Genomic DNA, 12,388 nt, shown 5'->3' on the forward strand with positions numbered 1-12,388 from the left:
AAATCTATCTTTAGTTGAGTTTGAATATATCGATCGCTCCTGTTCTTAGTTTGCGATCGATTATTCAGCAAACCCTAATTATAGAGTTTTTGCCCAAGTATAGCCCTGACTATAACCTAGTTGAATTAGTATGGCATTCCGCCAAGGAATATGTTGCTAATAGATTATTTGAATCCATTGAAAAACTAGAATCACTGTTACATAAACTTTTAAATGAAGGAGAATTAATTATGAAATGGAACCGAAACATCAAAAACAAAGGTAACGCGAGTTAATGCAGTTTAGATGTCGAACAGCTTAACAAAAGTACCCCAATTCTTGTAAGCAGATATCTCAATCCATTCATACTTAATAAACCGCCATAAAATTTCAATTAAATTTAATTCAGGTGAATAAGAAGGCAACTCAAAAAGAGTAATATTACGTTGTTTCCACTCTTCAAGTTTGTCAACAATAGCATCACTGGTATGAATAGAAGCTTGATCTGTGACAATCACCGTTGGCTTATCTACTGTGGGAAAAAAAGCATCAATACAGGCAATAACCACATCTGAATTAATACTTTGAGATGAAATATAAGTTTCACGATGGTTATTTCGATTCATAATTCCTAGTACATTCATTCGCTGACTACGACGACTAGGAATTGTTAAATATTCTCCGATATCCTGCCAGCCATAGGGGACACAAGGAATCAAACAAAATCCCGTTTCATCCAAGTAATATAAATCAATTTTACCCTGCTCATCCAATTGCTTTAATTCTTCTAATTGCGCCTTTTTCTCTTGATATTCCTGTGCTGGAGGCGTTCCTGCAACTCCTTTTCGCATACGATGCCAACTCATATTTAGAGTTTTTAGTATTCTTTTAATTGTTTTTGTACTGGGAGTTGTGACCCAGGTCTCTTGAACCTTTTGGCTAACATTTTTTAATTGCCTTGGTTCTTGTTTAGCCCACTCTTTAATTTGGGCTTTCTGCGAAGAGTTAAATAGTGGCTTAGAACCTCTTCCGGGTTTATTATAAAGTCCTATCATTCCCTCTAATTCCCACCGATTAAACCAGTTATAGAGGGTCTTATAACTTATGCTGAAAATATTCATTAACTCTCCTTTTTTTACTTTTTGCGAAGCTAATATGAGGCAATGTGCTCGTTGACGTACCTGATGATGTCGGCTTTGGCGATAAATTCGAGTCGAGCAATTTAGACGAAAGAGGGTTTATTTCTCTGATAAACATCATATGAAACTGTAATTAACTCATAATTTTGCCGGAAATATCATTATACTATGTATTTGTGTAATTAATTCTGTCTGACTACTTATTTAGGGTATGAAGAGCTAAATATGCAAGTCATAAAAACCAATATCCACAAAGCTTCGGGATTTTCAACTTATATTTTCATACCCTGATTAAGCAACACCATAATTTTTTCTCTGATATCTCCGTGTTCTTCCTATTTTAAAGCTTTTTGTAGTTTCTCTATTTGTTTTGAATTGAGATGATTTTTGGTGGGTCTTTTTGGACTTCTTGAAGAAATTAAGTTTTAATTATACCATATTTAAAGGCACAACAGCTTATCATTACTTGTTAGGGACTATCCTTCCTTAGTAGTCCTAAACAAGTAATGACAAATTGTAATGATGGATCAAATACCAAAGCGGCCGAGTCTCTTGCCCCAATGTAAACCCCGACAATTTCACGGGTCTTAACGTCCAAGGCTAACCATACCCACTGTTTATTGCTTTTATGGTCTACAAACGACCATAATTCATCACATTGAATCGCTAGCTTTCCCTTTTTTTTTGATAACACCTGTACGGTGCGGGGCATTCGAGCGTATTTCCGGTTAACATAATCTTGAAGCCATTGCTCCGAAACCTTGACTGCAAGGGCGATGCCCGCAAGAGAGAGGCGTTCTAGCAATAATCGGTCGATTAGTTCTTTCGTCGCTGGGTCGATCACCTTCTTGTCTGGATTCAATGGCAAATTGCCGACCACAGTCGTAAGATTTGAATCTTTGTTTTCCTGTGTGAATGTGACCGTTTTTCACGGTTCGGGAAGAAGAGCAAAGGGGACAATTCGGCATAGTTTAGAAAAAACTTATCGAGGCTACTATTTTACCATCATTACTTCTTGACCACTACCGGCTAAACTACAAACTATAAAAGCTGATATTTTTACTTAATTAACAAGGTATATTAGCTCAATTACCCGAGCGCAATTTAAAAAACATAATCCCCAAACCCATTCACAGCAATAAAAACAGCTTATTCAACTATCAATAAAATTGATAGTTGAATTTTGAGTTTCCGATGAGGATAGGAATTTTTTCATTCAGAATTTTAGCTGTGCTAAAATTCAAGAATGAAACAGCGCTGGGGATTAGGGAGGATCTAGACTTCGAGACAAACAAGAGATACGGTCGGTTTGACATGGTTGTTGACACGCTTGGAACCATGCCGTATCCCTACCGATTTAACTAACTCCAGAAACGATCGCAAAACCCAGAACTGCGACAAACACAATCAGGGCATAAAATTGAGCGCGACCGCTCTCAAAGTATTTCAAACCTTCGCCACTAACCAGGGTGAGAAGCCCTGTCAAGTTGACTACACCATCGACGACTCGCAAATCCACTTCCATGACTTGCCGCGCTAAACGGCGGCTGCCTTTGACAAAGAGAAAATCGTTGATATCGTCGAGATACCACTTGTTGAGGGAGAACTCGTAAAGCGGTTTGATTTTTTGGGCGATCGCCCCAGCATCAATTTTACGGCTCAAATACATCAGAGAAGCCAAAGTAATGCCCAGCAAAGCAATACCTACAGAGCTTCCGCCCATAATCAAAAATTCCGTCAAATTGAACTCAGCAGCGTGTTCCAAAACTTCTTCGAGAGACTCGCCAGGAGCGCGAACAAACTTCTCGAAATAATTGGCAAACGGCGTACCGAGAAAACCGATAAACACAGAAGGTACTGCCAGCAACACTAGCGGCAGAGCCATTGTCAGAGGAGATTCGTGAGGCAAATGGTCGTGCTCATCGTGACTGTCGCCAGTTGATGCCAATTCCTTAACGTTCATCGCTCCCGGGCCAAAAACAACACCGGGTTGCAAGAGTTGCCGTTTGATGGCGCTGTCATTGCCCCGGAATTCGCCCTCAAAGGTGCTGAAATACATTCGGAACATATAAAACGCGGTCATCCCGGCCGTCAGCCAGCTAACAGCCCACAGAGCGGGATTTGCTGCGAAGGCGCTGGCGAGGATTTCGTCTTTTGACCAAAAACCTGCAAACGGCGGAATTCCGCAGATTGCCAAATTTCCGATTAAAAAGCAAGAAGCGGTAATGGGCATATATTTCCGCAAGCCGCCCATGACTCGCATATCTTGAGCGAGTGCGGGGTTGTGGCCTACAACTGCTTCCATACCGTGAATCACTGAACCTGAACACAGGAACAGCATTGCTTTGAAGTAAGCGTGAGTCATCAAGTGGAAAAGTCCGGCACTGTAAGCGCCGACGCCCATTGCCATCACCATGTAGCCGAGTTGGGAGATGGTGGAGTAGGCTAAGCCTTTTTTGATGTCATTTTGGGTAATCGCGATCGAAGCACCCATAAATGCCGTAAAACAGCCGGTGCAGGCGATCAAATTCATGACTGCAGGCAGCCCTTCAAACACCGGGTACATCCGAGCGATCAGGAATACGCCGGCGGCTACCATTGTCGCGGCGTGGATTAAGGCCGAAATCGGTGTCGGGCCTTCCATTGCGTCTGGGAGCCAGACGTGGAGGGGGAATTGAGCAGATTTGGCTGCTGGCCCCAAAAATATCAGGACGCCGAAGATTGTCGCCAGAGTCGCCGAAAGAGCACCGGATTCGACTAAAGAGTGGAGACGCTCGCCCATCACCTCAAATTCAAAGCTGCCGGTGGCCCAGTAAATGCCGAGGATGCCCAGCAGCAGGCCGAAGTCGCCGACGCGGTTGGTGACAAAAGCTTTTTGGCAAGCGTCAGCAGCGGGTTTGCGATCGTACCAAAACCCGACTAGCAGGTACGAACACATACCTACGAGTTCCCAAAAAATGTAAATCTGAACGATGTTCGGGCTGATTACCAGGCCCAACATCGACGCGCTGAAGATGCTCAGGTAGGCGTAAAAGCGCACGTATCCGTCATCGTGAGCCATGTAGCCGTCGGTGTAAATCATCACCAAAAAGGCGACCGTAGTGACGATCGCCAGCATTACCGCCGTCAGGGGGTCGATGATATAGCCCATATTCAGCGAAAAGTCGCCAGCAGAAGCCCACTGAATAGTGCGGGTGTAGGGTGCGTGGCCCTGTAGTTGACTCCACAGCAATGCGAAAGAGAGTACCATTGACCCTCCGAGCGCGGAGACGATTAATATCGCATTCGCTTGTCGGAGTTTGTTGGTTGCCTGGTTAAAGGTGATTAAGCCTAGACCTACTAGCATTGCGCCTGCCAGTGGCAGGACAGGAATCAGCCAAGCGTATTGATAAAGCAGTTCCATGACTGATAGGTAGTTTAAAGTTTCTACTAGATTGACAAAACTGTAAACAATTGTGACACAGGCTTGGACGACTGGGCATAAATGCTTGATTTTTTTTGAAGTATGCTGAGTTGGCGGCCTTATCGATTTAGGTTGTTAGGAGTTAATGTGCCATAAATCTCACCCCGAACGGAGTCGGGATGAATGAATGCCCGTGAAACTGATATTGCGGAGGTCGATCGCGATTACCCCAAGTTCAGAATCGAATCTGTAGTGGATGCGATGAATGTGGCACTGCGAACAGTTGCCGGTGTTGCATTTAAAACATTGGCTAAAATGTCGCCATTAGCTAACAAGATTAGCGTGTTTGCACCCTCCGCATTGAAATTGAGGTCATTAAGACTGATACTGCCTGCGATTGCAATTCTATCCCCTTGATTTAAATCGGTAATTCGATCGGCAAAATTTGCATCCCGCACCCCTGCATCAACATCCGTTTTGATAATAAAAGTATCTGTTCCGCCGCCGCCCGTAAGAATATCAAAACCTGCATCGCCTAATAAAAAATCATTGCCTTCGCCGCCGTTGAGAGTATCATTTCCTCTACCTCCCCGCAAAAAATCACTGCCACTTCCGCCGTCTAGACTATCATTATCTTGACCGCCGCTGAGAATATCGCTGCCATCATCTCCGAAAATTAAATCGCTGCCTTTGCCACCCCGCAGCAAGTCGCTACCAGCGCCGCCACGCAGCACATCATTTTCAGCATTCCCATTAATTACATCATCATCTGATGAACCACTCACGGTATCATTACCGTCTAAAGCTCGCACGCCACCAGGAAATTGAGTCCCACTGTTTGGAGGTATTTGAAATAAATCATTGCCAAGAGTTAAGTCAAGAAAAAGCCCGCTAGCGGATGCAGTCAATAAGTTATTAAAAGCCCTCAACTGCTCAAAGTCTGTGAGAATTCCAGAACCCTCGCGCACAAAATCCAGCGACTCCCGCGGCGGCACCAAAATCAATTGGTTCAAGAACTCGTCGTCCTCAGTACGCAAAGCTTCCAAAACGCTCTCCAAAGTCACCACCTCAATCTTAATTGTGGCTGTCACGTTGGGCTGCTGCTGCTTGAAGCGCTCCACCAGTTCCTGCAGTTCTTCCTTGTTAAAAAACATGGGAATCACCTCTTGCTGGTTGCGCTGAATCGTCAAATAACCATTTTCCGGACCGCCTCTGGCCAAAAACAGAGGTACACCGTTGAACTCGTTAACCTGTTGACCAGTCTGCTGAAGAACAGTTTTAGCCGACTGCACCTGCTGCTGGGCCGGAACGTAAGAAAATTGCACCTCCTCCGGCTTGCCTTTATTTGCTTGAGAAAGCTGATAAATTTCCCCCAGCGACACCGGCATCACGCGCACCGACGCCGCCAACTCAGGATTTTTGGTTTTCAGTTGATCGACAAAAGCTTGAGCATCCTGCTGGCTGATAAAAATTCCTGCCACTGAATCATTGCCGCTTTGACCCTCACCTTTTTTGGGAACAGAAGCGATCAGGGGCGCACCAGTCGCGTCTGTAATCGTAAACACCGGCACCGAGCGCAGCTTTTCGTCAATTTCTGTATTAGACAGTGCTAATGCTTCGAGATTTCCCGCTTCCGAGGCAGCGGGCAAGTCAACCTTAACTAAATTAGACATGGTGGTATTAACACGTGTTAAATTCGTTAAATCTTGTACTTACCGGCACAATAGCTGTTATATCCCCGAATTTTTTAAGAAATCGCGGCTCTAACAGCTATGGGGCTTAAAAATGTTACCTGTTGGCTACTTCCTGAAGTTGCAGCCGTTGAGATGGGGAAGCTACGTGAGCCGCAAGCATCCAGGAATCCAGAGTCCGCCGCAGTTCCTCGCGTCCTTGGTAGTCTTCAAATCTAAATCGAACTTTATCGCCCTCAAATAAAATCAGCGTGGGCAGACTTGTCAGCCGATAAGTGTGGGCCAACTTGAAACATTGATCAGCATTCACCCCTACGAGCTTGACTTTTTCTGCCCACTGTGCCTCAAAAGTCTTAAGCGTGGGGTCGATCGCGCGGCACAAACCGCACCAAGGAGCCGAAAAGTGAACTAAAACGGGGGTAGAGGCTTGAAACACCTCTTGTGCAAAAGTGCGTTCGCTAACCGACAACACCATGAGCCCTCAAAATTTAATAATTTTTTTTCTATCCTAGGGATCATGCTACCAGTATATGTTCCTAGTGACACGCATCAAAAAAGGATGAATTTCCCACAGCAGGCCCGTAAAAATGACTACACCTAGATAGGAAGGGCGCAGAAACTCAAGCACATCAAGGGTTTGACGCTTTTGTAGGATTGCCAAAAAAGGCATGATTGAGGTTCGAGATTTGATGGTTTCAAAGGATTCTCCAAAACGAGCCTGAAGCCGCCTGTCGCCGTGCCACACTCCGAACAGGTGGTGAAGTACCAAACCGATGGAAGTGACGAGGGTAAAGCTAGTGCCAATCCACAGGGTGTGGGCGACGCACCAAATCACTTGTCCCACCATTTGCGGGTGACGGGTGATGCGAATGATGCCCGTTTCGTAGAGGTGAACTTGGGGCTTTTGGACGGCGGCAATTTCTAGGAGGTTGAAAGTTGCTGGGTAGAGAAACAGAAAGGAAATTGCCGAAAGTATCCAAACTGCGGGTTTAACTCCGGGTACTCCCTGTACTTGCCAAAGTTGTACGCCGTCGTAGCGGTGGTTGAAAAAGTAGACAATCAGAATGACGGCGAGCGGCAAACTGACAAGGGCAAACAAAACGCGGTAAAGTCTCGGCCCGATAAGCTTTTCACCTTTGGGCCGGAGGGCTGCTAAACCGCTGTGGGCGATCGCAAAAACCAGTAATAGACCCAGAATAACTAAGTGGGAGTCGAGCGCCAAGTCGATCGTCATTGCAAATATTAAGAAAAGTTATTGATTCTCGGCCAATTTGTGTCACAAAGTATCTATGGGAGCATTCAGCGGTTATCAGTCATCAGTCATCAGTCATCAGTCATTAGTGACCCAATAGCAACTAAAGACCGAAGACAGAGGACGAGTACAACTGACTTTAAGGTTGCGTGTGTTGCAGCCAAATGACTGGCATCCAAGTCAACTCCGACTTTTGCACACCAAATCGAACCAGCTTGTCGATTAACCGCAGAGATTGACAGAAGACCCGCCCCTACACCTACTGACAATTTAGATATATGTCTGACCTTCCTTTCACTTTAGACCAGTTACGCATTCTCAAGGCGATCGCCTCTGAAGGAAGCTTCAAACGCGCTGCCGACAGCCTCTATGTATCCCAGCCAGCAGTTAGCTTGCAGGTGCAAAACTTAGAGAGACAGTTGGACGTGCCGTTGTTTGACCGGGGGGGGCGGCGGGCGCAACTGACCGAAGCCGGACACCTGCTGCTGAGTTACGGCGAGAAAATTTTATCGCTTTGCCAGGAAACTTGTCGAGCTCTGGAAGACTTGCAAAATCTCCAAGGCGGTACTTTGATCGTCGGCGCTTCTCAAACAACCGGGACGTATTTGCTGCCCCGGATGATTGGGATGTTTCGCCAAAAGTATCCCGATGTAGCAGTACAGCTTCACGTTCACTCGACTCGTCGCACGGCGTGGAGTGTAGCCAACGGGCAAATCGATTTGGCAATTGTTGGCGGAGAAATTCCTACCGAACTTGTAGAAGCTTTAGAAATTGTTCCTTACGCTGAGGACGAACTGGCTCTGATTCTCCCTCCTTCTCACCCGATGGTACAACAAGAAACTATCCAAAAAGAAGACCTTTACAAATTGCAGTTTATATCCCTCGATTCGCAGTCTACGATCCGCAAAGTAATCGATCAGGTACTGACTCGCTGCGGCATTGACACGCGCCGCTTGAAAATAGAGATGGAACTAAATTCGATCGAAGCCATTAAAAATGCCGTTCAGTCGGGGCTGGGAGCTGCTTTTGTGTCGGTTTCGGCGATCGAAAAAGAGTTGCTCATGGGCGTCTTGCACAAATCTCAAATGGACGAAGTTTTGGTAACTCGCATTTTGTCGCTGATTTACAACCCCAACCGCTACCGTTCTAAAGCAGCAGAGGCTTTCAGCAATGAAATTTTGCCCCAGTTTGCTACTTATTCGACCATCCTGGAGAAGAAAGAACCCCCGGCGCTCGATTTGGGATTCATAGAAATAGCAACTCCCAACTCGGCGGGAAGTTAATCTCTTAGGTCGCTGGCAGTTAGCAGTTCGCGGTTAGTTAAGAAATCGAAATCTGGTTTAACCATCACTTTTTCTTGCTTCTTCCCTTTTCCTTCTTCCCTCTTCCCTCTTCCTTCTTCTTACCAAACAAAAATGGAAGTTTACTGCACCCGACCGGGCTGCCCGCGCCCTCAAAACTATTTTCCCGACCTCGATGACAGTTCGCGGCTGAAAACGGTGCAGCAAAAGTTTTGCACCGCTTGCGGGATGCCCATGATTTTGAGCGGGCGCTATTTGCCCGTGAGATTGTTGGGTCAAGGCGGTTTTGGGGCGGCATTTTTGGCCAGAGACCGCTATACTCCCGCGATGCGGCAGTGCGTTGCTAAACTTTTGCAGCCGTCGGTAAGCCTGACTCCGCCCCAGCTAAAAATCGCTCAAACTCTGTTTGAACGGGAAGCGGCGGTGCTGGAAGAACTGGGAAACGAACATTCCCAAATTCCGAGTTTGCTAGCTTTTTTTGAGCTGACTGTTACGAGTTTGCAGCCGGGAAAAAACGATCAGTTTTTCTATCTGGTTCAAGAATTTATAGACGGTAAAAATTTAGAGGATGAACTAGCTGTTAAAGGCAGGTTTTCGGAGGCGGAAACGGTGGAGGTGCTGCGGGAAATTTTGAAGGTTCTCGATTTTGTCCACTCTCGCGGTTCGATTCACCGGGATATTAAACCTGCTAATATTATGCGGGGTAAAAACGGTCGGCTTTATTTATTAGATTTTGGGGCTGTTAAACAAGTAACACAAAGTGTTGGGAGTGCAAAAGCTTCGACTGGTATTTATTCTTTGGGTTACGCTCCGCCAGAACAGATGAGCGGGCAAGAAGTTTATCCGGCAACGGATTTGTATGCTTTGGCTGTGACTTGTATTACTTTGCTGAGCGGTTTGCAGCCGACGGAGCTTTTTGATAGTTACAGAAACGAGTGGAATTGGCAGTCGCGGGTGCAGGTAAGTTCGCGTTTGGCTCATGTTCTCGATCGAATGTTATTATCAGCTCCCAGCCAGCGGTTTCAATCTGCGAGTGAGGTGGAAGCGGCTCTGATGTCTCGACCTCAACAGCCTAACATCGTCGTGCAGCCGCCGACCCTACGGACTCCGACTCCCCTAACGACTCAGCAGCTACCACCGACTCAGCAGCCTCCTGTACCTGTTCCTGCGACTCCTCCAGGAGGGCTGCAACCTTCGCAGAGAGCGACTTTTTCGATTTGGGAGGTTTTGTCGGGGGCGGCGTTTACGGGTTTTGAGGGGGGGTTGCTGGCGATCGCCCTGACGAGTTTGCTGCCGTCTCCTGGCTTGAGTATCGGATTGTTGGGGATGATTGTGGCGGGTTTGATTTACGGCCAGTACCGCAGGGCGATCGAACAAACTGAGATGTTGATTATTGGTGCAGGTACTGTGGCTTTGCTGTGGTTTTTTCCGGCTTTACAAACGGCGGCACTTGCGATTTATCCGAATTCTCCGATCACTGGCGTGTTGTTTGTGGGATGGTTGGGTGCTTTGGGTGCGATCGCTGGCACAGCTATTTTTCGCTTGATTTATAAGTTACTTTCTAATATTTTTTAAGCTAATAGTCATCTCCAGAAAAGCCTGTTTTGAACAGGCAAGATGCCTGTTCCACAATAATTATGGGAGATGTCTAATTTAAAATGCAGACTCAGAAGTCTATCTACCCTAATTGGGTGATTGCTTGGGGCCCAGAAGCCCGATCGCGCCCTGCAACTTGGGAAACTTCCGGTTTTGCCATAATCGGATCTGAACCCACCTTCAGCCCCAATCAGCGATTTGTGCTCGTAGGTGACTGCTGCTTCGATCGCACCCCCACGCTCAAACAACAGATTGACACAGATGGATTGACCGATTTGGCGATCGTCGGGCGGCTATGGGAACAGTCAGGTCCTCAAACTTTGAGCTTACTGGAAGGACAATTTGCCCTTGCCGTGTGGGATAGAGACGAGCAAACCTTGTGTCTGGGGCGCGATCGCGTGGGAGCCAAAACCCTCTATTACACCCGTACAGGAACGACTCGCTGGATCGCGCCTCGACTGCGATCGCTCAATCCGTATCACGATCGAGAACTTGATTTAGTTGCTTTGCGCGACTACTTGTGCTGTGCGTTTGTACCCGGAGCACAAACGCTGTGGGAAGCCGTGCGAGAGTTGCGGCCCGGTAGCTACCTGTACTTACCGGATATTGAGGCGCAGAGATACTGGCAGCCAGAGGAGCAAATTACTAACGCCGATCGCCCTTTGGAATGGCATAGTCAACAAGTGCGATCGCTTTTGGAACAACTGGTGCAGGAAGCGCTACCAGCGGGAGAACCAGTCGCAGCATATCTTTCGGGCGGGATTGACTCAAGTTGCGTCGCGGCGATCGCCACAAGGCTGCACGATTGTCCGGTACACACTTTCTCGATGCACTTTGGCGCTCAACATTCTAGCGAGATTGAATTTGCCAACATCGTCGCAGCACATTGTGGCGCTGAGCACCACGTTTTGGAAGTTTCGCCAAAGCAAATTTGGGAGTTGCTACCGGAAACGCTGGCGGCGATGGATGATCCGGTGGGGGAAGGCTTGACGGTTCCCAATTTGCTGTTGGGGCGATCGGCAAAGCAATTTGTAGACGTGGTACTCAATGGCGAAGGCGGCGATCCGTGCTTTGGCGGGCCGAAAAAAAAGCCGATGCTGCTGAATACTTTGTATGGTTCGGTTCAGGTTAAATCCGATCCGATCGCAGCTTACTTGACTTCGTTTCAAAAATGCTATGTGGATTTGCCACGTTTGCTGAAGCCGGAGGTTTGGGAAAAGGTGAAGAATGCGCCTTCCCTTTGCTGAGGAATTGCAAGAGACAGAAACGACGTTTTTGAATCGGCTGATGCGGCTCAACATTGAGTTTAAAGGAGCCGATTACATTTTGACCAAGGTGAATAATCTCACGGCTGCGGCGGGACTAAAAGCTTGCTCGCCTTTGTTTGATTCGCGGATGGTGGCACTAAGTTTGCAAATTCCGCCAGAATATAAGCTTTCGGGCGCGCAGGAAAAAGCGGTTCTCAAGGCTGCTGTGGCGGATTTGCTGCCCGATGTCATTGTCAACCGTCCGAAAAGCGGGATGGTGATGTCGATGCAGCAGTGGTTTGTGAGGGATTGGCAGCGGCAAGCGCGATCGTTGCTGCTGAATCGTCATGCGGCGATCGCGCCTTACCTCGATCAAACACTAATCCGCGAGTGGCTAAACTATCGTGGGGAAGTTTTTCCCCGCTATGGGCTGAAGCTGTGGCTGCTGGTGACGCTGGAAATTTGGTTACAAGTGAATCGCCGTTAGTTATCCAAAATTAGGACACTGCGCCGTGCCTTTCGTCGTGTCAACTTCAGCAGTTGACGCCCAAATTTCTTGAGCGACAGCGGCATTTTTCCTATGCGGTTTTGGCTCTTGTTTATAGAACCGAATTAAACCGCAGAGGGCGCAGAGGATACAGAGAAACGGAAGAGACAGATGAATCATTCCGATCGATGCCAACGGATTTGATATACAGTGTATTTGGCTCTCCTGAGTTTATGGTGTAAAATAGCTCAACCAATACAGTTAGAGTAATGAGCTTTCATTTAGACTATTTA

General features: G+C 47.0%; 10 protein-coding genes and 2 pseudogenes. 5 read left to right on the plus strand and 7 right to left on the minus strand.

What is annotated here, in order from left to right; translation table 11 throughout:
• Nucleotides 1-80: 80 nt before the first annotated feature.
• Nucleotides 81-275, plus strand: a pseudogene (locus tag QUA04_RS26195) (transposase); the annotation flags it as partial.
• Between the two features lie 6 nt (nucleotides 276-281).
• Here the strand turns inward: QUA04_RS26195 and QUA04_RS26200 are convergent.
• The 7 genes and pseudogenes from QUA04_RS26200 to QUA04_RS26225 form a co-directional block, all read right to left on the minus strand.
• Nucleotides 282-1,239, minus strand: a protein-coding gene (locus QUA04_RS26200; RefSeq protein ID WP_333262777.1) for an IS630 family transposase whose coding sequence is annotated in 2 segments (ribosomal slippage) — nucleotides 282-1,190 and nucleotides 1,192-1,239 — 957 coding nt in all. Because the reading frame shifts where the segments join, the coding sequence is not laid out codon by codon here.
• A 348-nt stretch (nucleotides 1,240-1,587) separates the two neighbouring features.
• The gene (locus QUA04_RS26205) at nucleotides 1,588-1,980 is read right to left on the minus strand and encodes an IS1 family transposase (protein ID WP_333262779.1); all 393 of its coding nucleotides are present in this window, start codon (nucleotides 1,978-1,980) and stop codon (nucleotides 1,588-1,590) included.
• A 46-nt stretch (nucleotides 1,981-2,026) separates the two neighbouring features.
• Nucleotides 2,027-2,086, minus strand: a pseudogene (locus QUA04_RS30080) (hypothetical protein); the annotation flags it as partial.
• A 389-nt stretch (nucleotides 2,087-2,475) separates the two neighbouring features.
• On the minus strand, nucleotides 2,476-4,521 hold the full coding sequence (locus tag QUA04_RS26210) for an NAD(P)H-quinone oxidoreductase subunit 5 (protein ID WP_333262783.1): 2,046 nt from the start codon (nucleotides 4,519-4,521) through the stop codon (nucleotides 2,476-2,478).
• A gap of 224 nt (nucleotides 4,522-4,745) precedes the next feature.
• Entirely contained in the window at nucleotides 4,746-6,194 is a 1,449-nt protein-coding gene (locus QUA04_RS26215) for a Tic22 family protein (RefSeq protein WP_333262786.1), read from the minus strand.
• Between the two features lie 115 nt (nucleotides 6,195-6,309).
• Nucleotides 6,310-6,687 (minus strand): thioredoxin family protein, encoded by a 378-nt coding sequence (locus QUA04_RS26220; RefSeq protein WP_333262789.1) that lies wholly within the window; start codon nucleotides 6,685-6,687, stop codon nucleotides 6,310-6,312.
• Nucleotides 6,688-6,732: 45 nt separating this feature from the next.
• The gene (locus QUA04_RS26225; protein WP_333262792.1) at nucleotides 6,733-7,446 is read right to left on the minus strand and encodes an NnrU family protein; all 714 of its coding nucleotides are present in this window, start codon (nucleotides 7,444-7,446) and stop codon (nucleotides 6,733-6,735) included.
• 296 nt (nucleotides 7,447-7,742) lie between these two features.
• Here QUA04_RS26225 and QUA04_RS26230 point away from each other — a divergent pair, with 296 nt between their 5' ends.
• The 4 genes from QUA04_RS26230 (at nucleotide 7,743) to QUA04_RS26245 (ending at nucleotide 12,095) form a co-directional block, all read left to right on the plus strand.
• A complete protein-coding gene (locus tag QUA04_RS26230; protein ID WP_015174889.1) occupies nucleotides 7,743-8,747 on the plus strand; it encodes a LysR family transcriptional regulator in 1,005 nt (334 codons plus the stop codon).
• A gap of 132 nt (nucleotides 8,748-8,879) precedes the next feature.
• Complete coding sequence (locus tag QUA04_RS26235) at nucleotides 8,880-10,340, plus strand: serine/threonine-protein kinase (protein ID WP_333262795.1); 1,461 nt, start codon at nucleotides 8,880-8,882, stop codon at nucleotides 10,338-10,340.
• A gap of 83 nt (nucleotides 10,341-10,423) precedes the next feature.
• On the plus strand, nucleotides 10,424-11,608 hold the full coding sequence (locus tag QUA04_RS26240; RefSeq protein WP_333262797.1) for an asparagine synthase-related protein: 1,185 nt from the start codon (nucleotides 10,424-10,426) through the stop codon (nucleotides 11,606-11,608).
• On the plus strand, nucleotides 11,589-12,095 hold the full coding sequence (locus QUA04_RS26245; protein ID WP_333262800.1) for an asparagine synthase-related protein: 507 nt from the start codon (nucleotides 11,589-11,591) through the stop codon (nucleotides 12,093-12,095). Before QUA04_RS26240 ends, QUA04_RS26245 begins: the two co-directional genes overlap by 20 nt.
• Nucleotides 12,096-12,388: the final 293 nt, after the last annotated feature.

The organism is Microcoleus sp. S13_C5 (genome assembly GCF_036700845.1).
Lineage (GTDB): Bacteria > Cyanobacteriota > Cyanobacteriia > Cyanobacteriales > Microcoleaceae > Microcoleus.